Genomic DNA, 19,299 nt, shown 5'->3' with positions numbered 1-19,299 from the left:
TTTAAGGTTGCAAATTTACAAATTAATAACCGTTTTTATCTCTTTTTTTGGCTCTGATATACATCCAGTAAGCAATTCCTATCAAAAACAGGAACGGAATAAAAGATCCAATCAAAACTCCAATTTGATAACCGCTGTCTGGAGCGTTTTTAATTTTCTCTGCAACATCGACTTTTTGAAATAATGAAATGAGTTTCATTTGAACTTATATTTGTTGTTATTTTTTATTTAGCCACAGATTAAAAGGATTAATCGGATTATTAAAAAGCATTTAATCTGTAGAAAAAATTACTTTTTAAATTGTCTCAAGGCATTTCTGCTAAAATCAGACAAAACCAATTTTCCTGTAATTGAAGCTCTTTCGATTAGTAATGATTCCCATTGTTCTGTACCTTCCCAAATAATCTTTTTCATTTCCTGAAGTGCTTCGGAATTGTATGAACTTAATTTTTTAGCAAAATGCTGAACATCGTTATCCAGATTAGAAGCATCACATAAAACAGAATAAAGACCTTTTTGAAAAGCCCATTCAGCTGTTTTCCATTGCTCGGCAGCCAATGTCATTTCGGTCATTGCAGTTTTTCCTATTTTTCGGGAAACTGCCGGTTCGATTACAAAAGGTCCAATTCCGATAGCGAGTTCAGACAATTTCACATCACTTAACAATGTTGCAAAAGTATAATCGCAAGCCGCAATAATCCCTACGCCTCCGCCAACTGCTTTTCCCTGAATGCGGCCAATAATTAATTTATTGCAATTACGCATTGCATTTAGCAAATGTGCAAAACCAGAAAAAAATTCTGCCCCTTGTTCTTCATTTTCAACTTGTAAAAGTTCATCAAATGAAGCTCCGGAACAAAAAGCTTTTGTTCCCTGACTTTTTAAAATGATAACCGAAACATTCTCATTTCGGCTCAATTCGTTGATTTCTGTTGTCAGTTGATTTAATAATTCACGCGGAAAAGAATTACTTGCAGGATGCCCAAACTGCACTGTGGCAATTGTATCTTGAAAAGAAGTCTCTAAAGATCCTTTTGTATTTTCTGAACTCATAAAAATATTTTTAAACGTAAAGTTACGCTTTTGCAAAATATTTTATCTGATAGGTTCTGAAATTTGTTTTTTGAGAAATATTTGACTTTATTTGTTAACGCTTTGGGGGATTAGCTCATTTGGCTAGAGTACTTGCCTGGCAGGCAAGGGGTGACCGGTTCGAATCCGGTATTCTCCACGAAAAATAAAACCTTGTAAATTTAATTTTACAAGGTTTTTTATTTTAATCCTCAGAGTTATAATGTAAACCCCCAGCATTTTCAGCACAATCTTGTCATTTCGACGAAAGGAGAAATCGCACTCGTATTTCCGCAAAGTAATCGCCAATCTTTGTAGAGTTTCTAGTGCGATTTCTCCTTTCGTCGAAATGACAAACTGCATCTATATCTCAAAATAATTTATTTTTCATTCGCCGAATCCTCAGCATTAATATCTACTTCCTCTTCTTTTTTGAAATCATTATTCAGCAAATTGGTAAGCTTCTTTTTTTCCTTTTGATTTTTTCTAATTGTCAGTACAACCAAAATAACAATCAAAACGGCTACAACTCCTATTACAATCCAATTAATTTCCATAATCTTAAATTTTAATTAAAAGTAAAAATTTAAACTACACTCCATATTATCAAAATGTTAAGCATTATTTTTTGAACTTCATTTTAAACCCGTAAGCTAGAAAAAGGTATTTTTTCTATTGAGATCAGAAAAGAATGCTTTTTGTTTTGTGAAAACTTTTTTTACATTTATAATCGGTAATCACAATCAATTATAAACTTAAAAAGCAAATTTAAATACCACGTTTATGAATCTTAAATTACAAACATTACTCGCCGCGACAGCCTTTTTATTTTTTGCTTGTAACGATAAAAAAAATACAGAAACACAAGAAACCCCAGCAGTTGACAAAACAGCAGCGGTAGAAAATGACACAATCCAGGAGGATTCTGCTCCCAGAAAAGAAAGTATCAATTTATTTACAATTATGCCAAAAGACAGCAGCGATATTGCTTTTGTTTCGCTTTCTGACATATATCCAGTTGGCGACGAAAAAGACACGCTTGCTTTACCTAATCTTGAAAAAATTGGAAAAGACAATGCTGAGTATTTTACGTTTGATAAAATTTACAGAAAAAGATTTTTATCTAAGACCAATATCTCCGAAAACGATTCTGTTTTTGTATTAGATTATGCCAAAAACAAACTGGCTTCTTTTGCTGTAAAAAATCTAAAAACAGCCGCGTTGTTAAACGGATATTCTTCTGGAGAAGATTGGCCCTATCACAACTATGATTATATGATTGGCTTCGAAATCAATAAAAAATATTTGAACGGTTTCAGCGAATATTATAGAGACGCTATAGTGTATGTTGGCAAAGAAAATCCGTTTTCAAAAGAACGTTTAAAGCCAATTGCATGGAAAAAAATTGCTAAAAAAGACTATCCGTCTAAAACATTGAAAAATGAAGACCGCACTTTATTAAAAAACACAGTATCAGGCAATACCTATTTATTTAAAACAGATAGTTATAATTATTTTCTACAAGATTATCTCGATAGTCATAAAATAATTTATGCCAGACGTCTTTTAGTTGCCGATTCTAAAACTCAAGATATTATTATCGAAAAACTTTACAGCCAAAGTGAAGGTACCTCTCCTGCTCCGCTTAATTATGAAGATGGTCCCGATGCAAACCAATGGACAGGAAAACTTTTTAAAGATAAACCGCAAGTTGTTTTCGGCTTTTTGTATGAATCATTTGGATGTCCGGGAATTTCAATTATCGATAAATCAAACGAAGAAATTTATCTGCAATGCGATAACCGTCATTAAAAACTAAAAATTCCAAATTCCAACTACAAAAATTATAATATATATAATGAAAGAAATTAAAAACCGCATAGCTGCCTGTGAACTTGAATATGATGAAATAAAAGAATCGTCTCCAGCTTCGAACGAAGAAATAAAAAACTTAAGCACTTATTTTTCGCAGCCTTTACCAGAAGAATTAATTGCTTTTTATAAAACAGTTGGCGGAATTGAGTCTGATGAAATATTCAGCATTTTTTCTCCAGAAAATCTTTTTGAACAAATTCAGGAAAGATCAGATCTTGCAAATAATTCTACAGGAATTATCGATATGATTATTGCTTTTTGGGGAAATGACCGACCTGAATTTCAGGAATATGAATTTCTTACCGAAGAACAAACTCAAAAAATAAACGAAGCTTTTCCGTGTATTGGCTGGATAATGTCAGAAGAAGATATTAATGAAAGCGGCGAATATATAATTTTCGACAAAAACGAAAACTTCACAAATATATATTGCCATCAGGATAGTATTGACGATACCGCAAATCAATTACTTGAATTGCTCGTTTCTGGAATTCCGGAAAGAACTTTAGAAGATGTTCTGGAAGAACTTTTTGAACGTGCCGAAGGAAATTTAAGTCGATGGGATTAAACCATTATTCTTAATTTTCTAATCAAAATAGTAAAAAACCAAAATCTAAATCATGTCTGAATTAAGCTCTTTATATTGTAAAGTAAAAATCTCAAAACCACAGCTTGAAAAGTTTTTAAACAGCCCGCTTGAAGAACCCGAATTAAATGAAAACTGGATCGATTGGTGGAACAGCCGCAAAATGTATTCAAAAATGGAATTGACTCCAGAATTACTGCGTACTTATAACGACGATATTAATGAAGAAGTTATTGACGGCTGGATCGATTATCCCGAAGCAATGGCTTTTTCAGATTATGATGAAGCTGACGAAGAATGGCATTGGGGAATGATGTTTTTCAGCCAGAATTTTACAGAAATGATACCAATGTTTGCCTTCATCATAAGCTTGGAAAAATACGTGATTGAAAGTACAGAAAACCAGGCGATTGTTTTTCCTTTCTTTTGGGGAGATGATGCCGTTCATGTTTATATTTATTTTGAAGATGGAAAAGCGATATTGAGCCCGAAAGCGCAGACTTTAAAAGATGTAAATCCGAAGTTTATAGAACAGACAAAAGATTTTCTCAATAAAAAATGGGATCAGATGGCGAAAGAAATGGATTTAGATAATTTGGATTAATTTTTAAAGCTTTTATATTGATGATTAACAAGGACAATTTAAAATTATATACGTACAAAGAACTCAAAGTTGTGCTTCCTGCCGGGAATCAATTAGAAAAATTATACGAAAAAGCAAAAGACAAAAATAAATTTGACGAACAATTTATCTGTGTTCACGAAGGTGATATTGCAACAGAAGCGCTAAATCCGAATGATGATGTGGGCTGGGGCGTTTATTATAAATTTATAGAGGAAAAAGAAAATATTCCGCTTTTTTCTATTCCGGTTATCTTAGGCAATGTCAGCTGCAAAACAGCATCAATAAAAGAAGTTTTGATTACCGGAAATCTTCACACTAAAAACCTCGACATAAATTATACAAGTAGACCCAATACTTTTTCGCAGGTAATGGGAAATGTAACAGTCGAAGAAGTTTTATTTACAACCGGAAAAGGTTTAGGCGGAAAACCGTTTGAATTTCAGGTAAATGGCGATGTAAATATTCATACCTGGATTAATCTTGAGCAAGCTGGTATTTCGGCAAAATCCTTAACGGTAAAAAAAGAATTTTCTTTTCCGCAGGTTTATGCTACCGAAGACAGAGGTAAACACGCTCAAAAGGAAACTGATTGGAGCAAACACAGTCTGGAAGAACTTACCAATTATTTCAATAAAGAAAATCTTAATTTGGAAGAATATGGAAATTATGTAGAATTCTTTTTCCGCGTTCCTACCAAACTTTCAAAAGCAGATTATGATTATCTGGCGAAATAATCCAAAATATTAAAACAATAAAATTGTATGAAAAGTTGTATTTTTACTTCTTTCAAACTATAAATCGTATTTTACCAAAACAAGTCTGTTTTTTACTGAAAATCGATTTTGTAAATGTTTTTTAAATACCTTTGAATTATGAGCACAGCAACAAAACCAAATCATATCGGGCGAAAAATAAGTCGTATTTGTGAACTTCGCGATATGAAGCAAGAAGCTTTGGCACAAGCTTTAGGCATGAGCCAGCAATCAATATCTGCAATAGAAAACAGCGAAACGATTGACGAAGAAAAACTTGTCGAAATTGCAAAAGCACTTGGTGTTTCTGCAGAAGCAATAAAAAGTTTTTCAGATGAAAATATGATCACTTATTTTAATACGTTCACAGACAGTCACGGAAACTTTGGAAATTTTGCAAGTGGTGCAATTTGCAATTTTAATCCTCTTGATAAAGTTGTGGAACTTTATGAGCGTTTGGTTCAGGCTGAGAAAGATAAGGTTGAATATTTAGAAAAATTATTTAAGGGGAAATAGTTCTCTTTATTTTAAATAATATAAAAAAAGCCATTCCTGAAAAGAAGTGGCTTTTTTGATTTTGATTAAGGAATTACTTTGTGTTCGGGTAATCCCTACGGGATATTTTCTTGGTGGGTTTTATATATAATCTACCGACCTGTAACTCCTAACGGAGTATTTAATAGAATTCGTAGAAATTAAATCGGGAAATAAATATTGATAGAATTTTGTATATGATTTCTGTGTGTTTTCTCTTTATCAAAATCCAGTTCAAAAAAACTCCGTTAGGAGTTAAATATCGGTAGAAAAAAACATTACACACACAAACAAACATTTGTCCCGTAGGGACTTTATAGATTTTGATAGCACGAATTGTGCAAATTAAATGCAATAGAATATTATTTATTTTTTTGCCTATCAATAAAGAAAAAAAGTGTTGCTCCATATAAACTGACTGAAAGAATCAGTATTCTTATTGCAACAAGTTTTACATCTACATAACCTCTAAAATATCTAATTTCAAAGGCATTGGTACTAATAAACTGTATCATACAATAAATAAAAAAAAGCGCAAAAATTAAGGACAATATTTTATATACGAATCGGTTCATTATTTTAGATTAATTTGAGAGATGTTTAGACATCTGCTTTGTCAGGATTAAATTCCTCAATTCTTTTTACTTCCTTTATTTTCTTTTTTTCTTCTTTCCTTTTCCTTTTTTCTTCGGCAACAATTTTTGCATGCTGACGATTTATATTAAAAGCCCAAATAAAACAAATGAACCATCCCAATATTGTCCAGGCAGTAAGTATATTTAAGATTAATAGATATTTACTATTTCTCTTTTTCCAGCAAATTATTGTTGGTATAAAATAAACAAACAGAACAACCATTCCGGCCATTAATTTTCCAACTGTTATATCGTTGTTTTCGAATGGAAGGTTGCTTTCACCAATTCGCATACCATGAACAAATATGGTAGAAATTAAAGCTGCAACAATAAAAATATTCTTTCTTTTCATTTATTTAAACTGCAAATATTACCTCAACAAAAACCCCATTCGAATCGACCCAAAAAAGTACCCCGTATTCGTATCATTAACATCGCCTTCTAATTCCCTTCCGCGATAAATAAATGAATACGACATATTGAAGTTATTGTGTCTGTATTTCAAACCAAACTCGGCATTAAAACGAAGCGGAACCAAATCGAAAGTTATCGGACTTGTATCGTTAAACATACTTCCCTCGATTGTCGCATCATAAAACTGGTAATTAACGCTCGGCATTGCGTAGAAATAAAATTCTCGGATATTCAGCTGCGCATTCGCATTTACCGAAGCATCATGAAGATTTGAATCGTAAATTGGAGTTAGTCTTTTAAAACCAATTCTAGTCAAAAATCCTGTTGAAACTCCTGTAAAAATAGTTCCCAAATTTGCTTCAGACTGGAAATGAAGATCTATAAAATCGTTATGTTTCGATGGAAATAATTTCTTCGAATACATAACATGCGCCTGAACCGCCAAAGCATTATGCAGCTGATTCTCCCAGCCGTAAACTGTTTTATATCCAATAAGTTTATGAAAACCTTCCTGCGTTTCTTCCCCAAAAGCATTCGGTCCCATATATCCCAACTGAAAATCAGTTTTTAAAACCGATTCACTTTGGTAGAAAAAACTTCTTCCTGCTTCTGCAAAAAGATAACCTGTAAAAGGGCGGTCGTTTACATCAACGGCTTCTTTATTAATAAATCTCGGATTGTAGATATATTGCCCAATCCTGAATTCGGTTATTTTTTTATTGATTTTTTCATTTTCATTCTTAGATAAAAACCGATAAAAAATCTCCAAACCGTTGGTATAATACATATCGTTTTTAGACGAAGTGTATAAATCATTGTCGGTTATAAAACCTATTTCTTTAGTTTTTCCTTGTCCAAAAGTTAACGTTGAAGTCAAAATCAGAAAAGCAAAAAATGCTTTTTTATTTCCCATCCCCGCTATAATTGATTTTCCCTACGTAACGCATCTCGCGAACAATTCTTTCTTTTCTTCTGTTAATATAACTTGACGAACCTGTAGCTTTAAATTTCCTCGGATTTGGTAAGATTGCCGCAATTCCCGCAGCCTGCATTGGCGTTAAACTCGAAGCATCTCTACGATACCAATGTTCTGTCGCTGCATACGCGCCGTAAACACCGTCGCCCATTTCGATACTATTTAGGTAAACTTCCATAATACGTTCTTTACCCCAAATAATTTCAATTAAAACAGTAAAATAAGCTTCAAGACCTTTACGGAAATAACTTTTTCCCTGCCATAAAAACACATTTTTTGCCGTTTGCTGCGAAATCGTACTTCCACCTCGAATTCGGCGTCCGCGTTCGTTGCTTTTATACGCTTTTTGCAATGCTTTAAAATCAAAACCGTTGTGCGTTAAAAAAGTTCCGTCTTCACTCGCAATTACGGCTTTTTGCAAATTCATGGAAATTTTATCAATTGGTTCCCAATCGTGGTCAAAATAAACTTCTTTTCCGTCCATTTTATTTTCGATGGCACGAATAAGCATTAAAGGCGTAAAAGGCACGGGAACGTATTTAAAAAAGATAACCGATCCTATCGAAATTCCGAAAAACCACAACATAGTTTTGATCAAAAACCATTTTACTTTTTCTCCAAAAGAACGGTTTGATTTCTTTCCAGACGTTTTTGGTTTTGGTTTACTTGCGGTTGTTATTTTGTTTGGTGCTGGTTTCTTCGCTGCTGCCATTATATTAAATCTGCTAATTCTGTTCCTACTAAACTGCCTATTGCGACTCCCATTCCGCCTAAACGTACTCCACAAAACACGTTTTCAGACAATTGAGAAACAACAGGACTTTTACTATTTCCAATTCCCATAATGCCGCTCCAACGGTGCGCAATCTGGAAATCCTGATTTGGTAAAATTACATTTTTCAGCAACTCTTCCAATTTATTTTGAACAATTTCTGTCTGACCAAATTCGGTTGTTGTTTCTGTTTCAAAATCTAGGTTTCGGCCTCCGCCAAATAAAATTCGGTCGCCAATATTTCTGAAATAATAATAACCGCGGTCCAAATGAAAAGTCCCTTTTATATCCAGATTTTTAATGGGTTCTGTAATTAAAACTTGTGCTCTTGCCGGTTTTACTGCCCCATTTGTCAACGTATTTGCAAAACCATTTGTAGCAAAAAGTAATTTATTGGTTTTAAAACTAAAATCGTTCAGCACCACTTCAACATGATTTCCGGCATCAGCATAAGAAGTTACCGTTTGCTGATTCAGGATTAAAATATCTGCAGATACGGCTTGCTTCAATAATTCCTGCATCATATTTCCGGTATCAATTTGCCCTTCAAACGGATTAAAAATTAAATAATCCTGAATATTTCCAAATCCAAAACGGTCAGTTTCTTTAGAAAAAACATCGGCTTTAAAAAGCGGTTTTAAAATTTCATTTATAAAAGGCAGTTTCGAAATACATTCATTAAACCCAAATTCATCTTCTTTCAAAAACAATTCATATCCGCCGTGAGGTTTAAAATCAATTGCCTGATCTCCTAATCTTTTTCGAAGTAACTGCAAACCTTTCCAGCGTTTTTCGATTAACGCCACAACATCTTCTTCTGAATGCGTTTTTAAATCATCTAAAATTTCCGAAAGACTTCCGAAACAGGCAAAACCAGCATTTTTTGTACTCGCGCCTTGCGGAAGCATTCCTCTTTCGAGAACCAAAATTTTCGCAGCAGGAAATTTTTCGCGTAAGCGTAAAGCACTATGCAGGCCAACGATACCGCTGCCCACAATTGTATAATCAATATCTGTGAACCAGTTTTTTAGTTCCCAATAACTTAGTTCCATATCTTTATTAAATTCCAATATTTAAATTCCAAATTCCAATCTTGGGTTAAATTACAAATTTTTTAAATTCCAAATTCCAATCTTTGTTATTGATTTTTTAATAGTCGCTTATTTTTATTTTCAAAGATTATCAAAAAATAATTTGTGAATTCGTGGCGAATAAAAATTTAAGGCAACGTTTTTGGAATTTGGAATTTCATAATTGGAATTTTAACAATAAATTGGAATTTGAAATTTAACTGATTGGGATTTAAATGTTGTATTTTTAGCGCACAAAAAAATAGAATTTTTATTATGAAAAAAGTATTATTAACAACCTTAATAATGATGAGTTTAAACGCTATCGGGCAGAATGTTATGTCTCCGGAATTGTTATGGAAATTAGGCAGAGTTACTCCGCTTGGAATTTCTAAAGATGCAAAAAATGTAGTTTTTAAGGTTTCAACACCTTCTGTAGAAGAAAACAAATCGCACTCTAAATTTTACACTATTCCGGTAAACGGAGGAAATGCAGTTGAAATTAAAGATACAAAAGACGTTTTAACAGACAAAAATGTTTCGCCAGACGGAAAATATTTAGTTTATAATGAAGAAGTGAAAATCGACAATGTTTTAGGTAAAGATTTTTATCCGAAGTTAGATAAATCAGATGCTCAAATTTATGATGGTTTAGATTATCGTCATTGGGATACCTGGAACGAAGGAAAATTTAATCACGTTTTTTATAAAGAAAACAAAGACGGTGCAAAAGGAATCGACATCCTGAAAGGTGAAACTTTTGATTCTCCGCAAAAGCCTTTTGGCGGTGATGAAGATTATATCTGGTCGCCAGACAGCAAAAGTATTTTTTATGTGTGCAAGAAAAAAGCAGGAACGGCTTATGCAGTTTCTACAAACACCAATATTTATGAGTACAATTTAGAGACTCAAAAAACAACCAATAAAACCGAAGATAATTTAGGTTACGACACGGCGCCGCAATTTTCTCCAACAGGAAATTTATCTTGGCTGCAAATGAAACGTGACGGTTACGAGTCGGACAAAAATGATATTATTGTTGAGTTTAAAGGAATCAAAACAAACTTAACAGCAAATTGGGATGGAACTGTAGATAATTTTATCTGGAGTAAAGATGGAAAAACGGTATTTTTTGTTGCGCCAATTGACGGAACAAAACAACTTTTCTCTGTTAATTTTCCTGGTTTAACTAAAATCGCGATTCAAGTTCGTCAGTTAACAAACGGTGATTTTGACGTAAATGATTTAGTTGGTTTTTCTGGAGATGATATCATCGTTACGAGAACAGACATGAATCATGCTGGTGAGATTTTTTCTTTTAATTTGAAGAAAAACACTTGGAAACAATTATCAAACATCAATACTGAAACGTACAAAACTTTAGCATTAAGCAAAACAGAAAAACGTTACGTTACAACAACCGACGGTAAAAAAATGTTGGTTTGGGTTATTTTACCTCCAAACTTTGATGCTTCTAAAAAATATCCAACTTTGTTATTCTGTCAAGGCGGACCTCAAAGTGCGCTGACACAATCGTATTCTTTCCGTTGGAATTTCTCTTTAATGGCGGCAAAAGGTTATGTAGTTGTGGCGCCAAACCGTCGCGGTATGCCGGGACATGGTGTTGAGTGGAACGAGCAAATTAGTAAAGACTGGGGCGGACAAGTTATGGACGATTATCTTTCTGCAATTGATGATGTTGCTAAAGAAAGCTATGTTGACAAAAGCCGTTTAGGATGTGTTGGTGCAAGTTACGGAGGATATTCTGTATTTTATTTAGCAGGAATTCACAAAAACCGTTTTAAAACTTTTATCGCTCACGATGGTGTTTTCAATACGGTTAGTATGTTAGGAACTACTGAGGAAGTTTTCTTTAACAACTGGGATTTTGGCGGGCCTTACTGGGAAAAAGATAATGTTGTGGCTCAAAAAGCTTACACTACTTTTAATCCTGCAACTTTGGTTCAAAACTGGAACAAACCAATTTTGATTTTCCAGGGAGGAAAAGATTTCCGTGTGCCAATTGGACAAGGACAAGAAGCTTTCCAGGCAGCGCAGTTAAGAGGAATCAAAAGCCGTTTTGTGTATTTCCCAGATGAAAATCACTGGGTTTTAAAACCACAAAATGCTCAGGTTTGGCAGGGAGAATTCTTTAAATGGTTAAACGAAACGCTTTAAATCATAAAATTAAAATAAATTTAACCGCAGTATTATTTATATAATCTGCGGTTATTTTATTTTTAAAACCTTTGAATTATGTAAATATTTGATTTGCATTTACTTTTCTTAAATGGAAATTTTAAATAAATTGCGGGGAATTGTAATTTTAGTAAACTTCGTAAACGCCAAATAAACACTATGGAAAGCAAAAAAAGTTATACAGCACTTAAGGTTTTATTCAGCTATGTTGCATTACTTGCTTTGGTGGTTACTGTGGGATGGTTTCTGTATTCTGAAAATGTGGTTTACAATAAACTGGAAGATAAAATTGCTCAGGAAAAAACTAAAATTCTCCGCGTCAGTAAATTGTTTTCGAATGTTTATAAAACAGAAAGTTTAGCGAGAAAAACAATTCAAACCAATTCTGAAACGGATTTTAAAAGTTACCTTGTCGAAACCGATTCTTTAAAAGCGAGAATTGATACTTTAAAACAAATTGTTACTACAGAATATCAGAAAGTTTTATTGGATAGTGTGACGTATTTATTATCTGAAAAAACAGAAAATATCCGACAATTAAAAACGATAAAAAATAAAGCCGAGGACGAAGTTTCGGTCAATAATGCTATTGACGAAATTACCAAAATGGAGTTTAATCTCCGAAAACTGGAACTTCAGGATTTTACGAAAAACCCAAATGAATTAGGAAACTATCAGCGAAATGTATTGCAGAAATATGTGGATTATTTAAACCAAAACATTCCGGATGACAGTACGAATACGTTGAGTAAAAAAGCATCTGATTCTATTTTGGCCAATTCTAAAAAACTGCTTAGTAATGTAAAACTGAAAGCAGAAAAGAAAAAAGAAACGCTGAATTTTGAGGAAAACAAATTGCTGAAAAATGAAATTGCTATTTCGGAACAGCTTCGAAAAGTACTTCGAATTATCGAAAGGGAAATTATCATCAATTCGATAAAAAACAATTCTTTAAAAGAAAAATCACTTAAAAAAGTCAACGAGATTGTAACGGCTTCGGCTATTGCGGGTTTAATTTTGACTTTGTTTTTTTCTGTTTTAATTGTGAGTGATTATTCAAAATCTCAGTTGTATAAAAAACAGCTTGAAATTGCGAATTTCAAAACCAAGAATTTATTAAAAAGCCGCGAACAGTTAATCTCAACAGTAAGTCACGATTTAAAAACACCTCTGAGTACGATTGTAGGTTATTCTGAACTTTTAGGAAATTCTGATGTTAATACAAAACAGTCGTATTTCATTAAAAACATCAAAAATTCATCTGAATATATTACGCAGCTTGTCCAGGATTTATTAGATTTTTCGAGAATCGAAGCCGGAAAAATTACGATAGAAAAAGTTCCGTTTTATCTTCCTGAACTTATTGAAGATACAGCCAGAAATATTCAAACAGTTTACAAAGAAAAAAACATTGATTTGATTATTAATGTAGATGATAAACTGCACACAAGAGTTGTTGGAGATCCGTTTCGTTTGAAACAAATTTTGACCAATATTATTGGGAACGCTTATAAATTTACAGAAGAAGGTCATATCAAAATCAGTTCGTACGTCAGTGAAAATGAAAATTTCTTTATTATTACAATCGAAGATACCGGAATTGGAATTGAAAAAGGAAATCAAAAATTAGTTTTTGAAGAGTTTGCTCAGGCGAATGAAAATATCGAAAAAAAATATGGCGGAACTGGTTTAGGACTTTCTATCTGTCAAAAGATAATTTCGTTTATGGGGGGAAGAATTTCGTTAGAAAGTACTTTTGGGAAAGGAAGTACGTTTGAAATAAAAATTCCTTTAATCCTGGATCAAAGTGAAATTACGGTTGAAGAAATAAAAAGAAATATTGCACGAAATACGACAAAACAGACTTTTGTAGTAATTGACGATGATATTAATCTGCTGAATTTAACGAGCGGCGTTTTAAGACAAGAAGGGCATCAGGTTTTATCTTTTAGCAATGCTGTAAAAGCATTAGAAGCTATCCAGAATACTAATTTTGATTTTGTGATTACGGATATTCAAATGCCGGAAATGGACGGATTTATGTTTTTGAAAAGTCTTCGTAATTCTGAAAAAGGTATTTATAAAAATCAGCCCGTAATTGCCTTAACCGGAAGAACAGATTTAGACGCTGCCGTTTATGATGAAGCCGGTTTTACCACGGTTGTAAATAAACCGTATTCACCTAAAATATTACTAGAAACGATTCAGCATATTCTGGATCATGATACTTTACCAAAAGCTGCAATAAATGAAATTGAAGAAACAGTTTCTTCTCAATTATATACTTTAGATACTTTGAAAGAGTTTTTAGGGAATGACCAAAATGCTTTAAACGATGTATTGAAAGCTTTTATAATAAGCAGTAATGAAAATTTAGATTTGCTGGAAAATGCGATTCATGAAAAAAATGTTCCTGAAATAAATTCGATAGCACATCGAATTGCACCTATGTTTAGACAAATAGAATCGCGAGATATTAGCATTCTATTAAAAACACTGGAACAAAATAATCTTGAAATTGCAGATTCGAAAGATATTTTTGAAGCGCTTAAAGTAAAAACAAACAAACTTTTTGCCGTTTTAGAACAAGAAATCGTTTAATCGATATTGTAGTGCTTCAATTTATTATAAAGCGTTTTTCTGGTAATTTTAAGCAGTTTAGCCGCTTCCGATTTATTATTTTGTGTTCTGTTCAAAGCTTGAATTATGGCTTCTTTTTCATTATCTGATAAAGAAAAGCTGCCACTAAAACCTGCTTGTTTCTGAGATTGAAAAAATTCAATTGGCAAAACATCACTTTCAATAAAATCGCCTTGCGTTAAAAGTGTTGCACGTTTTACACAGTTTTGTAATTCCCGTAAATTTCCCGGCCAGTTGTAATTTTGAAAAATAGAAACTACTTCCGGAGAAAATCCAATAATATCTTTATTTAACTGTTGATTTGCTTTTTCAAGGAAATAATCGGCAAAAACCATTAAATCTTCGTCTCGGTCTTTTAAAGATGGAGACTGAATAGAGAATTCGTTGATTCTATGGTATAAATCTTCTCTAAAATCGCCGTTTTTTACTGCCTCACGTAAATCTTCGTTTGTGGCTGTAATTATGCGGATATCAACGTTTATTTCTTTATTGCTTCCAACAGGTTTAATTTTTCTTTCCTGAAGTGCACGCAATAACTGAATTTGGTTTTCGTATGATAGATTTCCTATTTCGTCCAGAAAAAGAGTTCCGCCGTTTGCTGCTTCAAAATATCCCATTTTGTCGCTGATTGCTCCCGTAAAAGATCCTTTTAAATGTCCGAAAAATTCGCTTGCTGCCAATTCTTTTGGAATGGCTCCGCAGTCGACTGCAATAAAATTGTTGTTTTTTCTATTACTTTCCTGATGGATACTTTTAGCAATAATTTCTTTTCCTGTTCCGCTTTCGCCGATGATTAAAACCGACATATCCGTTGGGCTTACCAATTGAATATGATCTAAAAGTTTTTTGGATGCAACAGAAATGCCGCGTACAAATTCATTTTCTGCAGAAACTGGTTTCTTTACCGATTTTTTTTGTTTAACCGGAGCTTCATTTTCTTCTTCAATTTCAGAAGTTTTCAATGCATTTGTAATGACCAATAAAACTTCATCTGGATTGAAAGGTTTCGAAATATAATCGGCCGCACCGTTTTTAATTGCTTTTACAGCTGTATTAACATCAGAATATCCCGTCATTAAGATCACCGGAATTTCAGGATGTGAATTTTTAATTTCTGACATTAGTACAATTCCGTCAGAATCAGGCAAGCGAAGATCTGTCAAAATCAAATCGAAAGATTCGTTTTTGATGGCCGATCTGGCTTCTGATGCAGAAAACGCGACGCTTACTTCGTATTGGTTTTTTACTAGAAATTTCTCTAATAATTTACAAAATGAAATATCATCTTCTATTACTAATATCTTTGACATGTGACTGGAGGGACTTTTTTGCTAAAATAATACTATTAAAGTTATAATTTCTTAAAATTATGCGAAAAAAAAAGAGATTGCACAATGCAATCTCTTTTTCACCAAAAACATAAATCTAATTTCACCTAATTATATCTTCAACCAGTTGCCATTGACATCTGAATACACAGTAGCCTTTTGGTCACCAACCGATATTTCTAATTTGTATTCTTTTTTATCATTAACATACGCTTTTTCCAGTTTTGCATTTGGATAAGCGGTTTGCAGAGCAGTCTTTACAGCTGCCGGAACAACATCTGTGCTAATTTCAGTGTATTCTGTTTGTACAGAAACCGTCGTTTTTACTTTATTTGGAGTTATCTCTGCTATTGCAGGAATTGATAAGCATCCTAAAAGAATAGCTGCTGAGATGGCTAACTTTTTCATATTGCTCTGTGTTTAATTATTTTTTAATGATATTTCCTGAAGCATCAGTAAAAAAAGTATATTTCTTACCTTCTTTTGAAATTTCAAGTTTGTACTCGTCTTTAGCATTTTTCCATGCTTTTTCCAGTTTAGAACCTACAAACGATTTTTCAATTGTAGATTTTACAGCTGCCGGTACGGCATCTGGAGCAACTTCAGTATATTCATCCTGAACGTTTACTGATTTAACTACTGAATTTGATTCTGATGGAGTCGCTGCCTGAAGAGACAAACCTCCTAAAATAATCGCTGCTGATAAGATTAACTTTTTCATAATGCTTTAAGATTTAGAGTTATTATTTTTTAAGAATAGTTCCTGCGGCATCAGTATAAACGATTGATTTTTCGCCTCTTACTGTAACCTCAATTTTGTATTCTTTTTTCGAATTCACATAAGCTTTGTCCAGTTTTACACCTGGATAAGCTTCATCAAGTGATTTTTTAATCGCAGCTGGTACAGCGTCGACTTCTTTATAATCATCCTGGTAGTTTATTGTATTTACTGTTGTGGTGGTTAAAACAGTATTTCCTGCTTGCATTGACAGTCCTCCTAACAGGATCGCTGCCGATAATATTAGCTTTTTCATAATAATAGTTTTTTAGGGTTAGCTTTTTATTTTTTTACCCACGATCCATCGGCGTTAGCATAAAGAGAACCTACTTTGTCTCCAACTGTTACTTCTAATTTGTATTGAGAAGCACTGTTTTTGTATGCTTTATTTAGTACTGCGTCTGGATAAGCTTTTTTAAGTGCATCTGTTACCGCTGCCGGTACTTCTGTTAATTTCACTTCAGTATAATCATCTTGAAACGATACTGCTTCTACGATAGTATTTGTAATTGGCGAAGTTGAAGCAAATGATGTTAAACCTCCCAAAACGATTGCGGCTGATAAAAATAAATTTTTCATGATAATTATTTTTTAATATTCTTAATTTAATTTTCGTATTCTTAATTTGGATTTTCACGGTGCACAGGATTATTTTTTAATCCAGGTTCCGTCAGCATTAGCAAAAAGATTTCCTACTTTGTCACCTACTGTTACATCCAATTTATATTCTGACTTTTCATTTTTGTAAGCTTTAGTAATTACTGCGTCAGGATAAGCTTTTTTCAAAGCTTCAGTAATTGGAGCTGGTAATTCTTCTAATTTAATTTCAACATAGTCGTCTGCAACTGAAACAACTTTTACAATAGAATTCGTTATTGGAGAAGTTGAAGCAAATGATGTTAAACCTCCTAAAACGATCGCGGCTGATAAGAATAAATTTTTCATAATGTGTATATTTTAAATAGTTAATAGTTTGTTTACACTTTAGATAAAGAAACTATTGTGCCGAAAACCAAATAGCAACCTTAAAACCTGCTTAAAGCCTATAAATAAAGGAATTGCTTAAAATGTGCCAAAAATTGAAATAGTGTAAAAGTGTATACTTTGAGGCAGAAGTGTGTAAAAAGTATACACTTTTTGTGTATACTTTGCCATTTATATTTTTGTTTAAACTGGACTGAAGTCCAGCTCTACAAAATAATTTGTTCCTTCGGAACTTTGAAGAGCCTTCGGCTCGAACTATATTGTAGGGCCGGACTTCAGTCCGGTTTAATAGATGAAATTTCTAAAAATAAAAGGCCATCGATTGACGGCCTTTAAATTATTCCGGGCTATTCATTTTGAAAAACACAATGCAAATACATTAATATTTTTTTTCTACCAATCAAATATTCTTATGCAATAACAAATAACATCCTTTTGCTTAAACTGGACTGAAGTCCAGCTCTACAATATAATTTGTTCCTTCGGAACTTTTAGTGAGCCTTCGGCTTGAATTATTGTTTGGCGGATTTTAATCCGGTTTAATGTATGGATATAAAAAAAACAAACCCGACAGGTTTAAAAAAACTGTCGGGTTGAAATTTGATTATAAAAAAGCTGTCGAAAAATCGACAGCTTTTTTATTTATTATTCCTCAATAGGTTTCATTTTGAAAGTATCCATAAATGCAGTTGTATAATCTCCTGCAATATATTTTGGATCGTCCATTAATTGTCTGTGGAAAGGGATTGTAGTTTTCACACCTTCGATTACAAATTCGTCAAGAGCTCTGCGCATTTTGCTGATCGCTTCTTCACGAGACTGCGCTGTTGTAATTAACTTAGCAATCATTGAATCATAATTTGGCGGAATGCTATATCCTGAGTAAACGTGAGTATCTAAACGAACTCCATGTCCTCCTGGCATATGAAGCGTAGTAATTTTTCCTGGTGAAGGACGAAAATCGTTATAAGGATCTTCAGCATTAATACGACATTCGATAGCGTGTAATTCTGGTAAGTAATTTTTTCCAGAAATTGGAATTCCGGCAGCAACCATAATTTGCTCACGAATTAAATCGTAATCAATTACTTGTTCAGTAATTGGGTGCTCAACCTGAATACGAGTATTCATTTCCATGAAATAGAAGTTTCTGTGTTTGTCTACAAGAAATTCTACAGTTCCAGCTCCTTCGTATTTAATGAATTCAGCAGCTTTTACAGCAGCTTCTCCCATTCTTGTACGTAAGTCATCTGTCATGAAAGGCGAAGGTGTTTCTTCAGTAAGTTTTTGGTGACGACGTTGAACAGAACAGTCTCTTTCAGAAAGGTGACACGCTTTTCCGTAAGAATCTCCAACAACCTGAATTTCGATATGACGCGGTTCTTCAATAAGTTTCTCCATGTACATTCCGTCATTTCCAAAAGCGGCAGCAGCTTCCTGACGTGCGCTTTCCCAAGCTTTTAAAAGCTCATCTTCTTTCCAGATTGCACGCATTCCTTTTCCACCACCACCAGCAGTAGCTTTCATCATAACTGGGTAACCAATTTCAGCTGCTGTTTTTTGTGCATGTTCAAAAGATTCTAACAATCCGTCTGAACCTGGCACACAAGGAACTCCTGCAGCTTTCATTGTAGCTTTTGCAGAAGCTTTATCTCCCATTCTGTCGATCATTTCAGGAGCCGCACCAATAAATTTGATTCCGTGCTCTTGACAAATTTTTGAGAATTTAGCATTCTCAGAAAGGAAACCGTATCCTGGGTGTATTGCGTCTGCATTTGTAATTTCTGCAGCAGCAATAATATTTGACATTTTTAAATACGATAAGTTACTTGGAGGAGGTCCAATACAAACCGCTTCGTCAGCAAATTTAACATGTAGACTTTCTGCATCGGCTGTAGAGTAAACTGCTACAGTTTTGATTCCCATTTCTTTACATGTACGAATTACACGAAGTGCAATTTCTCCTCTATTCGCAATTAATATTTTTTTAAACATCTTATTTTAATTAGATAATTAGACAATTTGATAATTAGATAATTTTAGATGGTTAACAAAATTTT

21 protein-coding genes and 1 tRNA gene are annotated in these 19,299 nt (G+C 33.4%); 8 read left to right on the top strand and 14 right to left on the bottom strand.

The window, feature by feature from the left end:
• Positions 1–22: 22 nt before the first annotated feature.
• Both ACODSB_RS02275 and ACODSB_RS02270 read right to left on the bottom strand, forming a co-directional pair.
• Positions 23–199: a hypothetical protein gene (locus ACODSB_RS02275; RefSeq protein ID WP_165590700.1), complete on the bottom strand. Its 177-nt coding sequence runs from the start codon at positions 197–199 to the stop codon at positions 23–25.
• 89 nt (positions 200–288) lie between these two features.
• Positions 289–1,053 carry an enoyl-CoA hydratase/isomerase family protein gene (locus ACODSB_RS02270; RefSeq protein WP_488935845.1) on the bottom strand — a complete coding sequence of 255 codons (765 nt, stop codon included), beginning with the start codon at positions 1,051–1,053 and terminating at the stop codon, positions 289–291.
• A 104-nt stretch (positions 1,054–1,157) separates the two neighbouring features.
• Here ACODSB_RS02270 and ACODSB_RS02265 point away from each other — a divergent pair.
• Positions 1,158–1,231 (top strand) — tRNA-Ala (locus tag ACODSB_RS02265).
• Positions 1,232–1,451: 220 nt separating this feature from the next.
• Here the strand turns inward: ACODSB_RS02265 and ACODSB_RS02260 are convergent.
• Entirely contained in the window at positions 1,452–1,628 is a 177-nt protein-coding gene (locus ACODSB_RS02260) for a hypothetical protein (RefSeq protein WP_488935844.1), read from the bottom strand.
• A 226-nt stretch (positions 1,629–1,854) separates the two neighbouring features.
• Between ACODSB_RS02260 and ACODSB_RS02255 the strand changes: the two genes are divergently transcribed.
• The 5 genes from ACODSB_RS02255 to ACODSB_RS02235 all read left to right on the top strand — a co-directional run bounded on the left by ACODSB_RS02255 (position 1,855) and on the right by ACODSB_RS02235 (position 5,425).
• A complete protein-coding gene (locus tag ACODSB_RS02255; RefSeq protein ID WP_488935843.1) occupies positions 1,855–2,883 on the top strand; it encodes an oxidoreductase in 1,029 nt (342 codons plus the stop codon).
• 46 nt (positions 2,884–2,929) lie between these two features.
• Positions 2,930–3,514, top strand: coding sequence for an SMI1/KNR4 family protein (locus ACODSB_RS02250; protein ID WP_488935842.1), 585 nt, complete (start codon positions 2,930–2,932; stop codon positions 3,512–3,514).
• 52 nt (positions 3,515–3,566) lie between these two features.
• Positions 3,567–4,136, top strand: coding sequence for a hypothetical protein (locus ACODSB_RS02245; RefSeq protein WP_488935841.1), 570 nt, complete (start codon positions 3,567–3,569; stop codon positions 4,134–4,136).
• A 20-nt stretch (positions 4,137–4,156) separates the two neighbouring features.
• Positions 4,157–4,891 (top strand): hypothetical protein, encoded by a 735-nt coding sequence (locus tag ACODSB_RS02240; RefSeq protein WP_488935840.1) that lies wholly within the window; start codon positions 4,157–4,159, stop codon positions 4,889–4,891.
• Between the two features lie 138 nt (positions 4,892–5,029).
• The gene (locus ACODSB_RS02235; RefSeq protein WP_488935839.1) at positions 5,030–5,425 is read left to right on the top strand and encodes a helix-turn-helix domain-containing protein; all 396 of its coding nucleotides are present in this window, start codon (positions 5,030–5,032) and stop codon (positions 5,423–5,425) included.
• A 618-nt stretch (positions 5,426–6,043) separates the two neighbouring features.
• On the opposite strand, the gene ACODSB_RS02230 is transcribed toward ACODSB_RS02235, so the two are convergent.
• From ACODSB_RS02230 to ACODSB_RS02215, 4 genes are read right to left on the bottom strand one after another with little or no spacing between them, the layout of a single operon-like run.
• Positions 6,044–6,430 carry a superinfection immunity protein gene (locus tag ACODSB_RS02230; protein ID WP_488935838.1) on the bottom strand — a complete coding sequence of 129 codons (387 nt, stop codon included), beginning with the start codon at positions 6,428–6,430 and terminating at the stop codon, positions 6,044–6,046.
• A gap of 18 nt (positions 6,431–6,448) precedes the next feature.
• On the bottom strand, positions 6,449–7,405 hold the full coding sequence (locus tag ACODSB_RS02225) for a lipid A deacylase LpxR family protein (protein WP_488935837.1): 957 nt from the start codon (positions 7,403–7,405) through the stop codon (positions 6,449–6,451).
• Positions 7,395–8,180 (bottom strand): monofunctional biosynthetic peptidoglycan transglycosylase, encoded by a 786-nt coding sequence (gene mtgA, locus ACODSB_RS02220; RefSeq protein WP_488935836.1) that lies wholly within the window; start codon positions 8,178–8,180, stop codon positions 7,395–7,397. Before mtgA ends, ACODSB_RS02225 begins: the two co-directional genes overlap by 11 nt.
• A complete protein-coding gene (locus ACODSB_RS02215) occupies positions 8,180–9,292 on the bottom strand; it encodes an NAD(P)/FAD-dependent oxidoreductase (protein WP_488935835.1) in 1,113 nt (370 codons plus the stop codon). The genes mtgA and ACODSB_RS02215 overlap by 1 nt, the downstream gene beginning before the upstream one ends.
• A gap of 294 nt (positions 9,293–9,586) precedes the next feature.
• Here ACODSB_RS02215 and ACODSB_RS02210 point away from each other — a divergent pair, with 294 nt between their 5' ends.
• On the top strand, positions 9,587–11,488 hold the full coding sequence (locus ACODSB_RS02210; protein WP_488935834.1) for a S9 family peptidase: 1,902 nt from the start codon (positions 9,587–9,589) through the stop codon (positions 11,486–11,488).
• Between the two features lie 180 nt (positions 11,489–11,668).
• On the top strand, positions 11,669–14,110 hold the full coding sequence (locus ACODSB_RS02205; protein WP_488935833.1) for an ATP-binding response regulator: 2,442 nt from the start codon (positions 11,669–11,671) through the stop codon (positions 14,108–14,110).
• On the opposite strand, the gene ACODSB_RS02200 is transcribed toward ACODSB_RS02205, so the two are convergent.
• The 7 genes from ACODSB_RS02200 to accC form a co-directional block, all read right to left on the bottom strand.
• Entirely contained in the window at positions 14,107–15,459 is a 1,353-nt protein-coding gene (locus ACODSB_RS02200; RefSeq protein ID WP_488935832.1) for a sigma-54-dependent transcriptional regulator, read from the bottom strand. The two genes, ACODSB_RS02205 and ACODSB_RS02200, sit on opposite strands and share 4 nt — an antisense overlap.
• A 129-nt stretch (positions 15,460–15,588) precedes the next feature.
• Positions 15,589–15,885 (bottom strand): PepSY-like domain-containing protein, encoded by a 297-nt coding sequence (locus ACODSB_RS02195; RefSeq protein ID WP_053473298.1) that lies wholly within the window; start codon positions 15,883–15,885, stop codon positions 15,589–15,591.
• 16 nt (positions 15,886–15,901) lie between these two features.
• Positions 15,902–16,198 (bottom strand): hypothetical protein, encoded by a 297-nt coding sequence (locus tag ACODSB_RS02190; protein WP_488935831.1) that lies wholly within the window; start codon positions 16,196–16,198, stop codon positions 15,902–15,904.
• Between the two features lie 22 nt (positions 16,199–16,220).
• Positions 16,221–16,511: a hypothetical protein gene (locus ACODSB_RS02185; protein ID WP_053473300.1), complete on the bottom strand. Its 291-nt coding sequence runs from the start codon at positions 16,509–16,511 to the stop codon at positions 16,221–16,223.
• A 26-nt stretch (positions 16,512–16,537) separates the two neighbouring features.
• Positions 16,538–16,834 carry a hypothetical protein gene (locus tag ACODSB_RS02180; RefSeq protein WP_053473301.1) on the bottom strand — a complete coding sequence of 99 codons (297 nt, stop codon included), beginning with the start codon at positions 16,832–16,834 and terminating at the stop codon, positions 16,538–16,540.
• A gap of 69 nt (positions 16,835–16,903) precedes the next feature.
• Positions 16,904–17,200 (bottom strand): hypothetical protein, encoded by a 297-nt coding sequence (locus tag ACODSB_RS02175; RefSeq protein WP_180856913.1) that lies wholly within the window; start codon positions 17,198–17,200, stop codon positions 16,904–16,906.
• Positions 17,201–17,884: 684 nt separating this feature from the next.
• Positions 17,885–19,234: an acetyl-CoA carboxylase biotin carboxylase subunit gene (gene accC, locus ACODSB_RS02170; RefSeq protein WP_053473303.1), complete on the bottom strand. Its 1,350-nt coding sequence runs from the start codon at positions 19,232–19,234 to the stop codon at positions 17,885–17,887.
• Positions 19,235–19,299: the final 65 nt, after the last annotated feature.

The organism is Flavobacterium sp. FG68, from assembly GCF_057808895.1.
Note: the sequence above shows the minus strand (reverse complement) of the source record. Positions and strands in the feature narration are given on the sequence as shown.